This window comes from Pectobacterium wasabiae CFBP 3304, assembly GCF_001742185.1.
Lineage (GTDB): Bacteria > Pseudomonadota > Gammaproteobacteria > Enterobacterales > Enterobacteriaceae > Pectobacterium > Pectobacterium wasabiae.
The window spans coordinates 2352884-2370833 of sequence record NZ_CP015750.1 but is presented as its reverse complement, the minus strand read 5'-3'; the positions used below and the strand labels follow the sequence as shown (position 1 = coordinate 2370833).

The 17950-nt window shown below is 51.9% G+C and carries 16 protein-coding genes; 5 read left to right on the top strand and 11 right to left on the bottom strand.

The features are described from left to right. Positions 1 to 102 precede the first annotated feature (102 nt). Together A7983_RS10745 and A7983_RS10740 are read right to left on the bottom strand one after the other, a co-directional pair. Positions 103 to 1731, bottom strand: a complete 1629-nt coding sequence (locus A7983_RS10745) for a (2,3-dihydroxybenzoyl)adenylate synthase (protein WP_005971050.1) — start codon at positions 1729 to 1731, stop codon at positions 103 to 105. Further along, positions 1728 to 2924: an isochorismate synthase gene (locus A7983_RS10740; protein ID WP_005971052.1), complete on the bottom strand. Its 1197-nt coding sequence runs from the start codon at positions 2922 to 2924 to the stop codon at positions 1728 to 1730. Before A7983_RS10740 ends, A7983_RS10745 begins: the two co-directional genes overlap by 4 nt. A 331-nt stretch (positions 2925 to 3255) precedes the next feature. Here A7983_RS10740 and A7983_RS10735 point away from each other — a divergent pair, with 331 nt between their 5' ends. Continuing rightward, entirely contained in the window at positions 3256 to 3681 is a 426-nt protein-coding gene (locus A7983_RS10735; RefSeq protein ID WP_005971054.1) for a hypothetical protein, read from the top strand. Between the two features lie 117 nt (positions 3682 to 3798). Further along, on the top strand, positions 3799 to 5775 hold the full coding sequence (locus tag A7983_RS10730; protein WP_005971056.1) for a TonB-dependent receptor domain-containing protein: 1977 nt from the start codon (positions 3799 to 3801) through the stop codon (positions 5773 to 5775). Positions 5776 to 5824: 49 nt separating this feature from the next. Here the strand turns inward: A7983_RS10730 and A7983_RS10725 are convergent, their stop codons facing one another. The 8 genes from A7983_RS10725 to A7983_RS10690 all read right to left on the bottom strand — a co-directional run bounded on the left by A7983_RS10725 (position 5825) and on the right by A7983_RS10690 (position 13435). Continuing rightward, a complete protein-coding gene (locus A7983_RS10725; RefSeq protein WP_005971061.1) occupies positions 5825 to 6541 on the bottom strand; it encodes a 4'-phosphopantetheinyl transferase family protein in 717 nt (238 codons plus the stop codon). A 148-nt stretch (positions 6542 to 6689) separates the two neighbouring features. After that, entirely contained in the window at positions 6690 to 7967 is a 1278-nt protein-coding gene (locus A7983_RS10720) for a NupC/NupG family nucleoside CNT transporter (RefSeq protein WP_005971063.1), read from the bottom strand. Positions 7968 to 8270: 303 nt separating this feature from the next. Then, positions 8271 to 9068: a TatD family hydrolase gene (locus tag A7983_RS10715; RefSeq protein ID WP_039479087.1), complete on the bottom strand. Its 798-nt coding sequence runs from the start codon at positions 9066 to 9068 to the stop codon at positions 8271 to 8273. Positions 9069 to 9182: 114 nt separating this feature from the next. Then, positions 9183 to 9371: a CsbD family protein gene (locus A7983_RS10710; protein ID WP_005971067.1), complete on the bottom strand. Its 189-nt coding sequence runs from the start codon at positions 9369 to 9371 to the stop codon at positions 9183 to 9185. A gap of 127 nt (positions 9372 to 9498) precedes the next feature. Beyond that, entirely contained in the window at positions 9499 to 9660 is a 162-nt protein-coding gene (locus A7983_RS10705) for a DUF1328 domain-containing protein (protein ID WP_003019081.1), read from the bottom strand. Positions 9661 to 9811: 151 nt separating this feature from the next. Beyond that, positions 9812 to 10420, bottom strand: coding sequence for a molecular chaperone OsmY (osmY, locus tag A7983_RS10700; RefSeq protein WP_005971075.1), 609 nt, complete (start codon positions 10418 to 10420; stop codon positions 9812 to 9814). Between the two features lie 523 nt (positions 10421 to 10943). Beyond that, a complete protein-coding gene (prfC, locus tag A7983_RS10695; protein ID WP_005971078.1) occupies positions 10944 to 12533 on the bottom strand; it encodes a peptide chain release factor 3 in 1590 nt (529 codons plus the stop codon). A 209-nt stretch (positions 12534 to 12742) separates the two neighbouring features. Further along, positions 12743 to 13435 (bottom strand): YtjB family periplasmic protein, encoded by a 693-nt coding sequence (locus A7983_RS10690; protein WP_005971081.1) that lies wholly within the window; start codon positions 13433 to 13435, stop codon positions 12743 to 12745. A gap of 156 nt (positions 13436 to 13591) precedes the next feature. Here A7983_RS10690 and serB point away from each other — a divergent pair, with 156 nt between their 5' ends. The 3 genes from serB (at position 13592) to nadR (ending at position 17287) form a co-directional block, all read left to right on the top strand. Beyond that, on the top strand, positions 13592 to 14569 hold the full coding sequence (gene serB, locus A7983_RS10685) for a phosphoserine phosphatase (protein WP_005971084.1): 978 nt from the start codon (positions 13592 to 13594) through the stop codon (positions 14567 to 14569). Between the two features lie 17 nt (positions 14570 to 14586). Next, positions 14587 to 15969, top strand: a complete 1383-nt coding sequence (radA, locus tag A7983_RS10680; RefSeq protein ID WP_005971086.1) for a DNA repair protein RadA — start codon at positions 14587 to 14589, stop codon at positions 15967 to 15969. A 64-nt stretch (positions 15970 to 16033) separates the two neighbouring features. Continuing rightward, positions 16034 to 17287 (top strand): multifunctional transcriptional regulator/nicotinamide-nucleotide adenylyltransferase/ribosylnicotinamide kinase NadR, encoded by a 1254-nt coding sequence (gene nadR / locus A7983_RS10675; RefSeq protein ID WP_005971088.1) that lies wholly within the window; start codon positions 16034 to 16036, stop codon positions 17285 to 17287. Here nadR and A7983_RS10670 read toward each other — a convergent pair. Then, positions 17284 to 17925, bottom strand: coding sequence for a 5-formyltetrahydrofolate cyclo-ligase (locus A7983_RS10670; protein ID WP_005971090.1), 642 nt, complete (start codon positions 17923 to 17925; stop codon positions 17284 to 17286). The genes nadR and A7983_RS10670 overlap by 4 nt on opposite strands. Between the last annotated feature and the right edge of the window lie 25 nt (positions 17926 to 17950).

Sequence of the window (17950 nt, the reverse complement as noted above, 5' to 3'; positions counted from 1 at the left end):
TTTCATCCGGTGACAGGCTGTCACGGCAGACCGGCGATCGAACACCTTGATACTGACGGATAGAAGGAATTGCCATCACAACATCCTTATCGGTTTTGAATACTACGTTGGGTCTTGAATGCTCAGTTGCGCCTGAATGCGCTGACGGAGTAATTTCTTATCAATCTTGCCGACTGGCGTAACGGGTAAGCTGTCGATCATCTCGAAGCGATCCGGCAGTTTGAACTCAGCAATCCCCTGATTACGAAGATATTTTCTTAACGCGATGGCTTTCAGAGAGGGATCGCTGACCACCAGAAAAGCGCAGCTCTTTTCACCCATGACCGGATCTGGCATGGATACCAGCGCAGCATGGAGAATGCCGTCATGCTTGAGCAGCAGGTTTTCGATCTCTTCGGCAGCGATCTTTTCCCCACCCCGGTTAATCTGATCTTTCTCCCGCCCGACCACGCGCAAATAGCCCTCTTCGGTCATCTGCACCACATCGCCCGAGTGATAGAAACCTTCACTGTCGAAGGCACGGGCATTGTGTTCCGGGCTGCGGTAATAACCACGGAAGGTATACGGGCCACGTGTCGCCAGCAGCCCCGCTTCGCCTCTCGGCACCGGATTACCTTCTATGTCTAGCACCTTCACTTCATCGTCCGGGCTCATCGGGTAGCCTTGCGTGGTGAAGGTATGTTCATCGCTGTCATCCAGTCGGGTATAGTTCACCAGCCCTTCCGCCATCCCAAGCACCTGCTGTAGCTGGCAGCCCAAGACCGCCGGGATGCGTCGGGCGACGGTTTCACTTAACTTTGCCCCCCCCACCTGCAAGACCTTCAGGCTACACAGCGCCGCACCAAACTGTTCGGCCGCCTGGATCCACAGCGCGGCGGCGGGCGGCACCAGCGAGGTAATATCGATCTGATGGCGTTCGATCAGCGGGAAGCAGGTCATCGCCCCCGGATCTGGAGCCAGCACCACGCGTCCACCGGCATAAAACACGCCGAGCGAACCAGGTGAGCTTAGCGGGAAGTTATGCGGTGCCGGCAACGCGCACAGGTAGCGGGTTTGTGGCGTTAGCTCACAGATTTCCACGCTGCGGCGCACGCTGTAGTAGTAATCATCATGGGTACGGGGAATCAGCTTCGGCGTACCGGTACTGCCGCCGGAAAGCTGGAAGAAGGCGACCTGTCCCGATTCAGAAGGCTGATATTGGCTGGTTGAAGCTGGTAGTTGCAACCAGTCAGACAGACTGTGTCCCAGCGGGCTGTCACCAAGCATCACCACCGTTTGCAGGCCAGGAACCTGCGTTTGTAGCCGATCCAGAAATTCACCGTTGCCAAACAGTGGATGCTCGGCTGATGCGATCAGCAAACGCGGTTCGATCTGCGTGGCATACGACAGCAGTTCCAGCTTGTTATGGCTGAACAGCGCATTAACCGGCGCGACGCCCATTTTCAGCAACGCAAAAAAGGTCAGATAAAATTCGCCGACGTTTGGCAGTTGTACCAGCGCAGTGTCACCGCAGCGTAGCCCGCTTTCCGTCAGGCGCGATGCCAGCGCGGAAGACTGTCGATCCAGCTCTCGATAGCTCCACTGACGTTCGCCACAAACGACGGCAACCGCATCCGGCTGTGTCGTCAGATGGCGCTCCCAGGCATCCGTTAGCGGCAAGCCGACCCAGTACCCCTTGTCACGATAACGCTGTGCCAGTTCCTCTGGCCAAGGCGTAAATTCAATGCTCATAATCCATCCACACCTGAGTTAAGCCCAAACGCATTCAGCATCGTGTTTAATTTGGCGGCAGTTTCGGCCCATTCATCCTCAGGGACGGATGCCTCAACAATACCCGCCCCCGCAAACAGGCGGACTTTATTGTGTTTGATGGTGCCGCAACGAATGGCTACCGCCCATTCGCCATCGCCGTTGGCATCACACCAGCCGACAATGCCGCTGAATACGCCACGATCGTGCGGTTCCAGTTCGGCGATCAACTGACGCGCTTCCTGCGTGGGGAAACCACACAATGCAGGGGTCGGATGTAGCTGACAAGCGACCTGAAGTGCTGTCATATCCGGGTTCGCCAGTTCACCGCGGATCGCCGTGGACAAGTGCCACATGGAAGCGGTACTCATCAGCGAGGGGGCCGATGGAATGGTTAACGACGTGCACAGCGGCATCAAGCGCTGACGGATGTCGTCCACCACCAGCTTATGCTCGTGCTTGTCTTTACCCGATTTCAACAAATGTTGGCTGTTCAGATAGTCCAGATGTTCATCGTTCATCCGTCGAGCCGAACCCGCCAGTGGATTAGAGACAATCACATTTCCCTGCTTACGCAACAGCAACTCTGGGCTGGCACCCAGTAATACGGACCCATCTGGCAGCGGCAGCGAGAAGTGATATCCACCCGAATTCTGTACCATCAGGTTACTGAGGATCGTCTGCGCCTTAACGGGCCCCGCCAGCTCAATGTCCAGAATACGTGACAGCACCGCTTTGCTCAGTTCTCCACGACGGAAGCGCTCAACGGCCTGTGCAACAATGGACTTGAACTGCCGTTCGTCTGGAACGCTGTTTAGCGTTAATGCAGTGGGTGATGCTGTCCTGTGCTTCCGGGCACGGCTGACGAGTTCAGACTTCGTCGTAACGGTATAATTATCAGGGATATAGAGACAAGACGGCTGCGTGGTATCAAAGGGGATCGCCCCCACCACAATAGGCAGCGACTGCCCTGCCTGACGCGCCCGCTGAAACGCCTGCGCGATTGCAGGGCTAAGCCTGTCATCATGCGAGTCAGGAACACAAACAGGGGACGAAATACGTTCAAATAAGCCGGAAGTAGAAAGGCTTCGGTGTTCCGATGCATATAAAAAAGCAGTCTGTTCCGAATAGGTTAGCCCGCTAAATGTTTCAGTTTCTGTAATCAGTGTATCCATAAGGCAACTCCTGAGCTCGCAAGTTAAATACCAATGATTATTAAAATCATTACCATTTATATTAAGCGCAGTTAAGTTACAATGAAGTCACACGTTTGGTCAATCCTTCCATAGACAGGTTATCGCCTCTATCTAAGTAGGGGTTATATTGATGTTAATCAATTTTATTGTTCATCTTTCATAACTGTTAATGATTAACAATAGGAATGTATTGATTATAAAACCTACATCACAAATGATAATGGAAACAATTATCATTCATTGTCAATGAAATTAAGCTGCGTTAAACTGCGCCAATATTTTACTAACTGTGTCTAAATGTGAGCCTGTCATGGATGAAAGCATGTATCGCCAGCACACTCGTTCCATTGTGCATCTGGCGTTACTCATCAACATGCTTTCCCTCGGTAGCCTGGTGATGTTGTTAGACCTCGGTTTCATCAGTGTACTGTCCGTGGATGCCAAGAATATCGGCGGATCAACGTTTGCCTCAGCCATCGTCAGTTTCCTCGCAGCACCTTATCTGGACAAATTTAACCGTAAACATGCCCTGCTCGCCTTACTGATGTCGTGCTTTGGCCTGACAGTTGCCTGCATGTTTACCACTAGCCAAACCCACCTTTTGCGGCTGCTTATTCTGGCGGCGATGCTGTTGCCCATGCGCTTGATTCCACAGTTGGCTAAACGCGGCCGAAAAATAGCAGCGCGCCAGTGGCGCCGAGTAGTGCAACCAACGCACATGCAACTTGAAGTATGACGGGCATACAAGGCAATAAACCGATCGGCTCACGCAACGAGTGGGTCGGCAATACACGCAACACCGTGCGTTACTTACGGGGATGTTTTTTTCTACTCTTTGACAGGGATCTTTGACATGCAGCTAAAACCAGAAAGTCGTTTTTCACATCATCATTTCCCACACAGCAAGGTGTACCACGCCCTGCTAGTGACCGGGTTACTGGCACTGCCTGCACTCGCACAGGCAGAAAGCGCGGCAGATGAAAAAATCGTTGTGACCGCAACACAGACGAAGCACACCACGCTGAGCGCCCCCGCCAGCGTCTCTGTTATCACCCGCACCGAGCTAGAAAAGATGTCGGTGAATAACGTTTCCGACGCGGTAAAAAAGCTGCCGGGCATTAACATCAATCCGTCATCTACCTATGGTCGTAACGAAATTAAGATCCGCGGTATGCGGGCTGATTACACGCTGCTGCTGGTGAACGGTCGTCGAATCAACTCCCAAGAATCACTCGCAACCGATATGGGGAATGATTTCGATCTGAGTTCCATTCCTATGTCGGCGATTGAACGTATCGAAGTGATTCGTGGCCCGATGTCTTCGCTGTACGGTGCCGATGCGCTGGGCGGTGTGGTAAACGTAATACTGCGCCAGCCGGGTGAGAAAGTTGCCGGTGAACTCGGCTATAACTTTCAGGCACCAACCGAAGGTTCCGGTGGCGACCATAATCGTTTGAATGGCTACGTCAGTGGACCATTAATAGAAAATACGTTGCAGGGCAGTTTGATTGTCGACGGCGGTAAACGTGACGCCTGGCGTACCGAACAATCTAAGAATCGCAACTCAGATGCGCTGGAAAAACGTGATAACTATAGCGTGCTGGGTAACCTGACGTGGTTGATCGATTCACAGCAGAGTTTGGATTTTGATGCAACGTATACCAAAGATGACCGCTTCGTTGACTGGAATAACTCAGGAACCACGGCTCATAATACACAAAAAATTGATCGCCTCGGTCTGGGACTAACGCATAACGGTAGCTGGGACAATGTTGATACGCGGCTACGTTATTACTACGAAAACATCGATTTAATGGACAACTCTCAGTTGAATAAAGGCATAGCCGACATTACCCAGAATAATCATACGATTGACGGGCAGATCTCTGGTTATCTGGGCGATCATCTGCTGACCGGCGGCGGCGAATACCGCATAACATCCTTAGAACACAGCATGAACATGAAAGGTGGCAAAATAGACGTCAATCAGAGTGCTCTTTTCCTGCAAGATGAATTCAAGATTGCGGATTTAGCCCTCACCTTTGGTGGTCGCGTCGACCACCATGAAGTCTATGGAACAGAATTCAGTCCACGCGCCTACGCCACTTATAGCTTGACTGACAATTGGGTGATCAAAGGCGGTGTCAATAAGGCATTTAAAGCGCCAACCCTCGCTCAATTTACCCCCGGCTATATGAAAGCAGCATGTCGCGGATTCTGCTATCTCGTCGGTAACCCTGATCTCAAAGCCGAAACCTCCATCAGCTATGAAATCGGTACCGCCTATGAGGCTGAACGCTTCGGCGGAGGTGTCACTCTGTTTAATAATGATATCAAGGACATGATCCAATCTGAGGCTTGGAATGGCAACACGTCTATAATAGTCAATCGTCCTTATTACAACGTAGATAAAGCTCGTATCCAGGGGATTGAAACCTCATTCTGGATCGATCTGACAAAGGATCTAAACTGGACCACCAACTGGACTATCGTTGATGCCGAAGACCGCACCACCAGAAAGCGTCTGAAACAAACGCCGAAAAATACGCTTAACACGCAGTTGAATTGGCAGGCGCTGGATAACCTTTCTACCTACATATCTTACCAATACACAGGCAACCAATATTTGCGTGATAAAGAAGACTATAAGTATAGGACACGTGGCTTTAACACGGTGGATATTGGTGCGACCTATACGCCGATTAAAAATGTGGATCTGAAATTGGGACTCACTAACCTGACCAACGAAAAACGGGATTACGTCGCGACCAACAACGACTACTTCCTGTCTGGACGGACGGTGTACGGTGGGGTTAGCTACAAGTTCTGATACTTATACGCGCTGATGAATGACTCAAGGCCCGCTAGCGCGGGCTTTTTTAGCAGCAGAGGAAGGTGGTGACGTCGTACTCTCTCAGCAGGTATGCGCCTTTAAAGCGGCGTCCGGCGTAAAACGTTGGCGTCAGATCGGTCAGTAACTCCAGCTCAAACTCGCGCTTGGTGATATCCAGCGCCACCAGTCTGGCATCCAGAAAATCAAAGTAGTGCCGAACCTGCGGGTAAAGCGCCTTGAACAGGCTCTCTTTTGCCGAGAAGCTTACCGTCAGCAGGCAGCAGAACGACTCTTCTCTCCCCAGAAACCACTGGAACTCTTCGTCACCAATGATACCGGGCCACAGCGACTGTGCACGTTCGTCGGATATAAATCCTTCGATATCAACCCCCACGCACGACAGCTCGCCATTACGCACATGCGCAGCACAAAGAACGCTGTCTTTATTATGGCTCAGCGAACCGGCGATGTTTTCCGGCCACTGCGGCGAGCGATCCTCCCCGCTATGCAGAATAAAATCGGGGTGATCCAGCTTGTTCAATACATGTCTGGCAAGATAACGCCCAGCAAGAAATTCAGCGCGTCGTTTAGGCACGGCGCGCTCTAGCGCATCGGAAAAAGGAATGTTCGCTTCAGCAAAAAGCGCATCATCATAGGCAGAAGAATGGAAATGGCAGCGAGCAGTAATACCTGGGTAGGCGGCACCGTCCGTTGCCCGTGGAAAAGTAATCCATTCAACATCATCAATAAAAGCAGAAAGCATGTCACTCCACTCAGGCAAGCAATCGCGCCCGCATTCAGTAAACATCGCGTAGATCACGCTTAAACCCTGAAAAACATAGGGTTTAAAACGAACAATGGACGACTTTCGCCGCCCATCATCTCGCTACTGCAAGAATGTCTGGTTACATTTACAGAGCCAAAAAGAACCCTGCGATGCAGGCGCTCATCAGGTTAGAAAGCGTACCTGCCGCAACCGCTTTCAAACCAAAGCGGGCAATATCCTGACGCCGAGTCGGTGCCATACTGCCCAAACCTCCAATAAGAATAGCAATAGACGAAAGGTTAGCAAAGCCACACAGCGCGAATGAAATCACCGCTTTGGTGTGAGCCGACAGAACCTGCAAACCAGCGGCCTGTACTACGTCATCGGCTTTCAGATATTCACTGAAATTCATGTAAGCGACGAACTCGTTGACGATCAGCTTTTGCCCAATGAACGAACCAGCAACGGTCGCTTCATTCCAGGGAATACCGAGCAGGAACGCAACGGGCGCAAAACACCAGCCCAAAATCAGTTCCATCGACAGTTGCGGGTAGTCAAACCAGCCACCAATCCCGCCAAGAATGCCGTTCAGCACGGCGATCAAGGCGATAAATGCCAGCAGCATCGCGCCCACATTCAGCGCCAACTGCATACCGGAAGCTGCACCACTTGCCGCCGCATCAATAACGTTAGCCGGACGATCGTCTTCATCAACAAAGCCAACCATTTTATCATGGTCGTGCGTTTTTTCCGTTTCCGGCACCATCAATTTGGCAAACAGTAATCCGCCCGGTGCCGCCATGAAGGATGCCGCAATCAGGTATTCCAACGGCACACCCATCTGGGCATAGCCTGCCATCACAGCACCAGCAATCGATGCCAATCCGCCACACATAACGGCAAACAGCTCTGATTGCGTCATGTTGGCAATATACGGACGCACCACCAGCGGGGCTTCCGTTTGTCCGACAAAGATATTGGCAGTCGCAGAGAGCGATTCAGTACGAGAGGTTCCCAACAGTTTCTGCAATCCACCACCGAGTACCTTGATGACCAATTGCATAACACCCATGTAGTACAACACGGCGATCAGGGAAGAGAAAAAGACGATAATCGGCAAGACGCGGAGTGCAAAAACAAACCCACCACCGCCAAATACCTCGAACATTTTGTCGGAAACCAGACCACCAAACATGAACGACACGCCTTGATTTCCGTAAGCGATAACGTTTGCTACACCACCCGTCAATCCCTCCAGAATCTTACGCCCGATGGGTACATACAGCACCAATGCACCAATACCGATCTGAAGAATGAAAGCACCGGCTACGGTGCGTAATCTGATAGCTTTACGGTTATTGGACAGCATAACCGCGCACAGTATCAGAACAATCATGCCGATGAGACTCATAACGAGTTGCATGTGTAGTTCCCTATAACGCGTGAAAAAAGTGAGTGCATAATAAAAAGTCATTTCGCCAGAACGGTCAACACGCGCTGGCGAACCGAGTATAAAGACAGGCCCGTGAAGGCCGCTAATTTATGTCACAAATATATACAAGGCCAAACAGTCTAAAACACCAAAAGATGATCTTCATCACAATTTAATGGTTGGTATATGAAATCGAAATGCCTGTTCTGCCTGTTGTCGCACAGAAATAACAGAAAAGCGGAAGCCGCACCGCCTTCCGCTTAGGGGAATGATCGTAGCGCAACGGTAGCCGCGCTATGCCGGGGTGCACCGTCCAAATAGTCTGAGCGAATTCTGCCAGAGCGCCTCGGCAATCTCCTCTGGCGGTTCAGTACGCAGCTCACACAGCGTTTGAAACGCACAAGGAATACGCTCAGGTCGATTTGGCTGACCCTGATAGCCACTCATCGGCATATCGGGGGCATCCGTTTCCAGCAGCAGCCGTTCTAACGGCAGTTGCGCGATTGCCTGACGGGTTTTATTCGCTCGGTCATAGGTAATCGTTCCCCCTACGCCAATGTAATAACCCAGCCGGATAAAGGCCTGCGCCTGTGCCAGGCTGCCCGCAAACCCGTGAACCACGCCAGTACGTGGCACCTCAATACGCCGGAGTAATTGTGCCAGCCTGTCATGACTGCGTCGCGAATGCAGGATCACCGGGAGATCGTATTTTTTCGCCAGCCGAAGCTGCGCCTCCAGGAAGGTAAGTTGCCGCTCGAACTGCGGTTCCGGCATATAAAGATCCAACCCAATCTCACCTATCGCCACCAGCTTTGCGGGCAATTGGCTGAGTTCATCTTCCAGACGGAGCAGATCGCTTTCCTTATGTTCAGCAATATAAAGCGGATGAAGACCAAGTGCGGCGTAAAGCGGGGAGTAGATGCGAGCGAGCGTCAACACACGCTCAAAGTGCTGAGAAGCAACAGCGGGAATAATGATGCGTTCCACCCCAGCGTCTTGCGCCAGACGTAAACTTTCTGGCGCATCATCGTAGAATAGGGGGAAATCGAAATGGCAGTGGGTATCGATAAAACGGTGTCGTTCAGAAGGCACGTCGCTTCTCTCCGCTAAGATTAAGCCCGTCAAGATGAGGCAACCTAATCGACGCACAAGCAATATCCTGCCAAAGCATCATGGCAGAATCGGACTTGTCGTTGCGGTGAAGCCTCAGTGTAACGTGGTTTTCTCTGAGGATACCTCTTCGTGCGCTTTTCCGTAACCCTCTTGCAAGACGCCGGACAAGTAATCGTTACTTCCTTCCAGCCAGGCGCAGTCGCTGTCAAACCAATCGGCCCACAGCGCCAGAAAGTTCCCTCTCCACTGTTTCCATTTGCCAACAACGATATCGCTATTCATCATAAACCTCCTGATAAACTGTCGAAATGCAGCAAATACACGGACAGTGTGCCGGTAAAATGTGACAGCCGCGTGGCGCGGCTGTGTGCTCTGTATGACAATTATTTAGATAAAATAATGCGCTGTGCTACGGCCGTTTTCGACCGGTAAACAAGCTAACCAGAAACAGAATAATACCGACCACAAAGACAATTTTCGCCGCACCGGCTGCCGTACCGGCTAACCCGCCAAAACCCAGTGCTGCCGCGATCAGTGCGATAACTAAGAATATAATGCCCCAACGAAACATACGCTCTCCTTACCAGACAAAATGAAAAATCATGGTGGTCATCCTGACGCGCGTCGTGCGTCCTGACTGCGTATCCACGGGTGGTGTTTTATTATGACGATTAAGTAGGGCTATACGCGATGACGGATAGCCCAGTGCGAAATGGCGACAGTTATTTGACTGTCAGGTCGTTTTTGACGCTTTTCACACCCTCAACGGCTTTCGCAATACTTTCAGCACGATCGGACTGTGCTTTGTTGTCCACTTCACCGCTCAGTAGCACAACGCCTTCCTGAGTTTCGACTTTCACTTTACGAGACGGAACAATGTCATCCGCCAACAGTTTAGCCTTAATCGTACTCGTCACCACGGCATCATCAGCGTAAGCGCCAACCGATTGTGATGGATTATCCTTAACCTGTAGTTTGTCGCTAACGGATTGGACGCCATCAATCTGCGTGGCAATTTCCACTGCTCGAGTGCTGAGTGCCTGGCTGCCGACAAAGCCGCTCAACGTGACGACACCGTTTGACGTTTCAACTGAAATGTCGCTGCTAGTAATCGATTTGTCTTCCAGTAATGCACTCTTCACTTTTGCCGTAATAGCGCTGTCGTTCATGTAGCCAGACGCTTTATTCGCGGAACTATCGATTTTTGCACCCGTTGTGTCCGCGATACGATCTACCTTCTGCCCTAACGTTTCTTCAGCCATAGCACCGCCAGCCAGAATCGAACCAAGGGCAACGACGATCAGCGATTGTGTCAATGTGGTTTTTTTCATCGATGTCTTCCTTCTTAATGCTTTTCTATAAACCCGAAATAACCTATCAGGGTCACGTTAACGCCCGCACCATCATCAGCAAATCAAGGCGATAATGACGTTACCAATGCTCTAATAACTCCCTATTTCCGCATAAAAAATCAGAGCATTGAATTGCAAAGGCGAAAAAAATAAAAACAATGAACCAAATTAAATTATGTTAACAGTTTAACTAGCCAAATAAGTTAACACGCTGTTAACTATAGCCCACAGAATGAGAAATCACAGGGGAACGAAGGGACATGCACGGCAATTCAGATTTGTCTGCTGCACCGAGATGAGAGACAGCGAGAAGGAAAATTAAAATATAACCAATTGATTTCTAATTAATTTTAAAATAAAAACACCCGGTATTTTTGGCCTAAAACCAAACATAACCGGGTGATGATTATTTTAACAACATGGTCACGAATTAAACGCCACAGTTACTGTTTCTTCGTGAAGCCGTGGCATCATCAATCAAAACCAATGTTGTTATAAGCGATTAATGTTCGCGCGTTTGGTGGAACATGACTTCAGGATAACGTTCCCGCGTCAGGTTCAGGTTCACCATCGTCGGGGCGATATAGGCCAGGTTATCCCCACCATCCAGCGCCAGATGCAGCTCGTTCTTACGCTTAAATTCTTCGAATTTCTTCACGTCGCTGCACTCAACCCAACGCGCGGTTGAAACGTTAACGGACTCGTAAATCGCCTCAACGTTGTATTCCGTTTTCAGACGGGCAACCACCACATCAAACTGCAACACCCCAACAGCACCAACAATAAGGTCGTTGTTGGTCAACGGACGGAATACCTGTACGGCACCTTCCTCGGACAACTGTACCAACCCTTTCAGCAGTTGTTTCTGCTTGAGCGGATCGCGCAGGCGGATACGACGGAACAGTTCCGGCGCAAAGTTGGGGATACCGGTGAATTTCATGTCTTCACCCTGCGTAAACGTATCGCCAATCTGGATCGTGCCGTGGTTGTGTAACCCGATGATATCGCCTGGGTAGGCTTCTTCAATGTGGGAACGGTCACCAGCCATGAAGGTCAGCGCGTCGGAAATCACCACGTCTTTGCCCGTGCGAACCTGACGCAGCTTCATACTTTTTTCATATGTCCCAGACACGACGCGCATAAACGCCACGCGGTCACGGTGTTTTGGATCCATATTGGCCTGGATCTTGAACACAAAACCGGTGAATTTCTCTTCCGCCGCCGTGACTTCACGGGTATCCGTTTTACGCGGCATCGGCGTAGGTGCCCAGGCGATTAACCCGTCTAACATGTGGTCAACGCCAAAGTTACCCAATGCCGTACCAAAGAAGACTGGCGTCAGTTCACCGGCCAGAAACGCATCCAGCTCAAACTCGTGCGAGGCTCCTTGCACCAGCTCCAGCTCTTCACGCAGTTGCGCAGCCAGCTCTTCACCAACAGCGGTATCCAGATCCGGGTTATCCAGCCCTTTAACGATGCGCACTTCCTGAATCGTATGGCCTTTACCGGTCTGATACAGGTAGGTTTCGTCTTTATAAAGGTGGTACACGCCTTTGAACAATTTGCCACAGCCAATAGGCCAGGTGATCGGCGCACAGGCAATTTTAAGTTCGCTCTCGACTTCATCCAGCACTTCCATCGGATCGCGGATGTCACGGTCAAGTTTGTTCATAAACGTCAAAATCGGCGTGTCGCGCAGGCGAGTGACTTCCATCAGTTTACGAGTACGATCTTCGACCCCTTTTGCGGCGTCGATCACCATCAGGCAGCAGTCCACCGCCGTCAGTGTACGGTAGGTATCTTCGGAGAAATCTTCGTGCCCTGGGGTATCCAGCAGGTTAACCAAACATTCACGATAGGGAAACTGCATCACAGACGTGGTGATCGAGATACCACGCTGCTTTTCCATCTCCATCCAGTCGGATTTCGCATGCTGATTGGAACCACGCCCTTTTACCGTACCGGCAGTCTGAATCGCCTGTCCGAACAGCAGGACCTTTTCGGTAATCGTCGTTTTACCGGCATCGGGGTGAGAAATGATAGCGAACGTTCTTCTTTTAGAGACTTCGCGGGCGTATTCACTTGGAGACATGATTTTCAGGTTTCTTTTGTTAGCCACCCGGCGTCAGCATCAAGTCAACAACACACCGATGAGATCGTCAGGCAAAGCGGAAATAAACTGTAGCCGAGCATTTTCCCTGATTTAACGTGCAGACACAATCGGTGATGGCATAAACAGCGCGGCCTTCTTTACACGAGTCTCACCCCACGAACAAACAGGGCATGGGTTCGGGGTAAGCATCAGAGGCTTTTCTCTTCTCCGTCTTTTTTCACTACCGCGCCGCCATCCGGTTGCGTGTCACTCTCCTCCTCTTCTTCTTTCACTGGCGTGCTCGCAGTAAGAAGATAAGGAGACTGTTGCCAACGAGTACGACGATTCTGCAACAGCGTTCGGGTCAGGATGATGCCGATAGCCAGTGAAAGTAAGATCATCAGACGCAGAATATTGGTAGTGTTATCCACCTGTCTCGCTTCGGTCGCCAGCACATGCGTATCCAGCGTAATGCGCAGGAAGCCGATAGGCCCTTCTTTTCCCTCAATGGGCTGTACCAGTTGATGGTTAAAGTAACTACCGACCCGATTACCGTCCAGCGCCAACCGGTCTCGCAGTTGTACCTGTTCGCCCACATGCGCCACCAGCGAACCGTCCTGCTGATACACGCCAGCATCCAGAATGCGGCTATGATCGGTAAGCTGTTTGAGGATGGTCGTAATCTTTTGACCATTGTCATCCACGCTGCTCATCAGCGGCGAAAGGCTGTAAGCCACCTGTCTGGACAGCGTGCGCGACAGATCTTCGACCTGTTCAGAGCGCGCCATCTGGTGGCTTAAACTGAAATAGGACGCACCTTGCATTAATACCACCAGCAGGGCGAGGCAAATCAGCACAATTGCCGTGCGGTGTAGACGAAATTTCACCCGGGCGCGAACCATGATAATCCTTACACGATTTGGATACTTTCATGTTGCCAGAAGCGCCAGCGATAGGATAGCTTGTTGCCCAGTTTTTGAAGGGATATGTTTGGTCGACGCCGCATCCCTTTTTATCGCACGACTTTATCGCACTACTGCCAGCAGAGGATTTTCCCCATGTCGAATAGTCTGACCTATTGTGATCTTCCAGATGAGATCAACTGTTGGCCGGGACTGCCATTATCACTAAGCGGCGATGAAGTGATGCCACTTGACTACCGCGCTGGCGACACTGGCTGGCTGATTTATAGTGACGTTCTCGATAAAAACCTGATTTCCCGCTACCAGCGTAAGCTGGGGAGCGCCATGGTGATTGTGAGCGCCTGGAACGTCGGCGATTATCAGGTCGTCCGTTTGGCGGGTACGCTGACGCCACGCGCAACCAAGCTGGCCCACGAGTTGGGTATCGATGTCGCAGCCATGCGCAACGCACCGACGCTGCGGTCGCCGGGTTTACTGGTGATGGACATGGATTCCACTGCGATTCAGATCGAATGTATTGATGAAATCGCCAAACTGGCAGGCACAGGCGAGCTGGTGGCGGAAGTCACCGAACGCGCGATGCGCGGCGAGTTAGATTTCGCCGCCAGCCTGCGTCAGCGCGTAGGGACATTAAAAGGTGCCGACGCCACTATTTTACAGACGGTACGTAAAACCCTGCCGCTGATGCCGGGCCTAACTCATATGGTTAGTCAGCTTCAGGAAGCGGGTTGGCACATTGCGATTGCATCGGGCGGGTTTACCTACTTTGCTGATTACTTGCGTGACGAGCTAGGTCTGGTCGCCGCCGTTGCCAACGAATTAGGCATGCAAGACGGTAAACTGACGGGTGAAGTCATCGGTACGATTGTCGATGCAAAATATAAAGCCACTACGCTGCAACAGTTGGCGGAAAAGCTGGAGATTCCCATGCATCAGACCGTTGCCATCGGCGACGGCGCGAATGATCTACCGATGATCAAGACCGCCAGTTTAGGCATTGCCTATCACGCCAAACCCAAGGTCAATGAGCAGGCTGCGGTGACTATCCGTCATGCCGATCTGACTGGCGTGCTCTGCATTCTCAGCGGCAGCATGAGACACGAAAAGCGTTAATTAGTAGGAGGTGAACCGTGGCAAAAGCCGTCAAACGGGCGTTTGTATGTAATGAATGCGGGGCTGATTACCCGCGCTGGCAGGGGCAGTGCAGCGCCTGCCACGCCTGGAATACCATTACTGAAGTTCGCCTTGCGTCGGCATCCGTATCACGCTCCGACCGCCTCACCGGCTATGCGGGTGAGAGTGCTGGCGTCAGTCGAGTGCAAAAGCTCTCGGAAATCAGCCTCGAAGCCCTGCCTCGTTTTTCTACCGGCTTTCAGGAGTTTGACCGCGTTTTGGGCGGTGGCGTCGTTCCGGGCAGCGCGATCCTGATCGGCGGCAACCCCGGCGCAGGTAAAAGTACCCTGCTACTGCAAACGCTCTGCAAGCTGTCAGAAAATATGAAAACCCTGTACGTCACCGGGGAAGAATCCTTGCAACAGGTGGCGATGCGGGCACACCGTCTTAATCTGCCGACCCAGAATCTCAACATGCTGTCGGAAACCAGTATTGAACAGATTTGCCTGATTGCCGAGCAGGAACAACCGAAGCTGATGGTGATCGACTCCATTCAGGTGATGCATCTTGCTGACATTCAGTCGTCCCCCGGCAGCGTTGCACAGGTGCGTGAAACCGCCGCCTACCTGACGCGCTTCGCCAAAACGCGCGGCGTCGCTATCGTGATGGTCGGCCACGTCACCAAAGACGGTTCACTCGCTGGGCCGAAAGTCTTGGAACACTGCATCGATTGCTCCGTGCTGCTGGATGGCGATGCCGATTCACGCTTCCGCACGCTGCGCAGCCATAAAAACCGTTTCGGGGCCGTCAATGAATTGGGAGTGTTCGCCATGACGGAACAAGGGCTGCGTGAGATCAGCAATCCATCGGCCATTTTCCTCAGTCGCGGGGATGAAGTGACGTCCGGTAGTTCGGTCATGGTAGTGTGGGAAGGCACGCGCCCGCTGTTGGTCGAGATTCAGGCACTGGTGGATCAATCAATGATGGCCAACCCGCGTCGCGTTGCGGTCGGGCTGGAGCAAAACCGATTAGCGATCCTACTGGCGGTACTGCATCGCCACGGCGGCTTGCAGATGTCGGATCAAGATGTGTTCGTGAATGTCGTCGGCGGCGTCAAAGTCACCGAAACCAGCGCCGATCTGGCGCTGCTGCTATCGCTGGTTTCCAGCTTCCGCGACCGCCCGCTGCCGCAGGATCTGGTCATCTTCGGTGAAGTCGGCCTAGCGGGCGAAATACGCCCGGTTCCCAGCGGACAAGAGAGAATTACCGAAGCCGCCAAGCACGGCTTTAAACGCGCCATCGTTCCTCATGCCAATATGCCGAAGAAAGCCCCAGCCAGCATGCAAGTGTTCGGCGTGAAAAAGCTGGCCGATGCGCTGGCGATCCTCGACGATCTCTAAACAAACCACAGAAAGCGGTATTCTGTGGTATGTTGTTTAGTAAGCTAAACAAGAGTGTTGCACCATGTCATCATTTGATTACCTGAAATCCGCTATCCGCCAGAAGGGTTGCACCCTACAGCAGGTTGCCGACGCAACCGATATGACCAAAGGCTATCTCAGTCAATTACTTAATGCCAAAATCAAAAGCCCTAGCGCACAGAAGCTGGAAGCACTGCATCGTTTTCTTGAGCTGGAATTCCCCCGCTACGAAAAGAATATTGGTATTGTCTTCGGCAAGTTCTATCCACTACACACCGGCCATATTTATCTGATTCAGCGCGCCTGTAGTCAGGTCGATGAACTGCATGTGATTTTAGGCTACGACGAGCCGCGCGACCGTCTGCTGTTTGAGAACAGTTCGATGTCACAACAGCCCACCGTCAGCGACCGTCTGCGCTGGCTGTTGCAAACCTTTAAATATCAGAAAAATATTCATATTCACGCCTTTAATGAGCAAGGAATGGAGCCCTACCCGCACGGCTGGGATGTGTGGAGTAAAGGGATTCAGGCGTTCATGCAGGAAAAAAGCATCACGCCCAATTTTGTCTACACCAGCGAAGAACAGGATGCCCAGCAATATCGCGAGCATCTGGGGATTGAGGCCGTCTTGATCGACCCGCAGCGATCGTTCATGAACATCAGCGGTTCGCAGATCCGTCACGATCCTTTCCGCTACTGGGACTATATTCCGACCGAAGTGAAGCCGTTCTTTGTGCGTACCGTTGCCATTCTTGGCGGGGAATCCAGCGGTAAATCCACGCTGGTGAACAAGCTGGCCAATATCTTCAACACCACCAGCGCCTGGGAATATGGCCGCGATTACGTGTTCTCCCATCTGGGTGGCGACGAGATGGCGTTGCAATATTCCGACTACGACAAGATCGCGCTGGGTCAGGCGCAGTACATTGATTTTGCGGTTAAATATGCCAATAAAGTGGCCTTTATCGACACCGACTTTGTCACCACGCAGGCATTCTGCAAGAAATATGAGGGGCGTGAACACCCATTCGTTCAGGCGCTGGTCGACGAATACCGCTTCGATCTGGTGATTTTGCTGGAGAATAACACGCCGTGGGTAGCTGACGGACTACGCAGTTTAGGCAGTACCACCGCCCGTTCGGAATTCCAGAACCTGCTGAAAACAATGCTGGCTAAAAATAATATCCCATACGTTTATATCAAAGAGTCGGACTACGATTCGCGTTTCCTGCACTGTGTGGAATTGGTACAGCAGATGTTGGGTCACGATCGGTCGCCTGAACAGATAAAAAGCTAGCGCGTGTTCCACTGCCAATGGTGGGAGGGGGTAATCATTTCCGGCAGCGGAATGTCCCAACTTTCCACCGGCAATGCGTCAACCTGCTGACAATCGTGGGCCAACCCTATCGGATAAGGTCCGCTGTCCGTATGACTGCGATACTGCAATGTACGGTCGTAAAAACCGCCGCCCATGCCCAGTCGCTGCCCGCGGTCGTCAAACGCGACCAGCGGCGTCAGCAGGACGTCTAACTGTGGTAACGGCAGCACCTGACGCACATCCAGATGCGGTTCCATAATCTTCAGCCGATTGCGTACCAGCTCGGTGTCCGGCGCATAGCGCAGGAACAGCAGATGTCCGGCGCGAAACGGATGCAGAACTGGCAAGTAAACGCGCTTCCCCTGCTGCCATAGTTGTTGAATCAGCGGGGCAGTATCTAGCTCGCCGTCAAACGACAGAAAGACCGCCACGCTATTTGCTTGTATAACTTTCGGGTGCGCCACGACGCGTTCACATACCTGTTGTGCAAATAGTGCCTGCTGTTCCGGCGTCAATAAGCGCCGCCGCTGGCGTACAGCCTGACGGATCTGCTGGCGTAATGCTGCTGTAGAAGAGAATGAACTATCGGGAAGAATTGACGAATCAGAAGATGACATGGGCTGTATTCGCCACGGGTCAAGA

Excerpts from the sequence above, each read along its gene's own strand:
- A7983_RS10745 (WP_005971050.1), bottom strand. The coding sequence starts at position 1,731 with ATGAGCATTGAATTTACGCCTTGGCCAGAGGAACTGGCACAGCGTTAT.
- A7983_RS10740 (WP_005971052.1), bottom strand. The coding sequence starts at position 2,924 with ATGGATACACTGATTACAGAAACTGAAACATTTAGCGGGCTAACCTAT.
- A7983_RS10735 (WP_005971054.1), top strand. The coding sequence starts at position 3,256 with ATGGATGAAAGCATGTATCGCCAGCACACTCGTTCCATTGTGCATCTG.
- A7983_RS10730 (WP_005971056.1), top strand. The coding sequence starts at position 3,799 with ATGCAGCTAAAACCAGAAAGTCGTTTTTCACATCATCATTTCCCACAC.
- A7983_RS10725 (WP_005971061.1), bottom strand. The coding sequence starts at position 6,541 with ATGCTTTCTGCTTTTATTGATGATGTTGAATGGATTACTTTTCCACGG.
- A7983_RS10720 (WP_005971063.1), bottom strand. The coding sequence starts at position 7,967 with ATGCAACTCGTTATGAGTCTCATCGGCATGATTGTTCTGATACTGTGC.
- A7983_RS10710 (WP_005971067.1), bottom strand. The coding sequence starts at position 9,371 with ATGAATAGCGATATCGTTGTTGGCAAATGGAAACAGTGGAGAGGGAAC.
- A7983_RS10705 (WP_003019081.1), bottom strand. The coding sequence starts at position 9,660 with ATGTTTCGTTGGGGCATTATATTCTTAGTTATCGCACTGATCGCGGCA.
- osmY (WP_005971075.1), bottom strand. The coding sequence starts at position 10,420 with ATGAAAAAAACCACATTGACACAATCGCTGATCGTCGTTGCCCTTGGT.
- prfC (WP_005971078.1), bottom strand. The coding sequence starts at position 12,533 with ATGTCTCCAAGTGAATACGCCCGCGAAGTCTCTAAAAGAAGAACGTTC.
- A7983_RS10690 (WP_005971081.1), bottom strand. The coding sequence starts at position 13,435 with ATGGTTCGCGCCCGGGTGAAATTTCGTCTACACCGCACGGCAATTGTG.
- serB (WP_005971084.1), top strand. The coding sequence starts at position 13,592 with ATGTCGAATAGTCTGACCTATTGTGATCTTCCAGATGAGATCAACTGT.
- nadR (WP_005971088.1), top strand. The coding sequence starts at position 16,034 with ATGTCATCATTTGATTACCTGAAATCCGCTATCCGCCAGAAGGGTTGC.
- A7983_RS10670 (WP_005971090.1), bottom strand. The coding sequence starts at position 17,925 with ATGTCATCTTCTGATTCGTCAATTCTTCCCGATAGTTCATTCTCTTCT.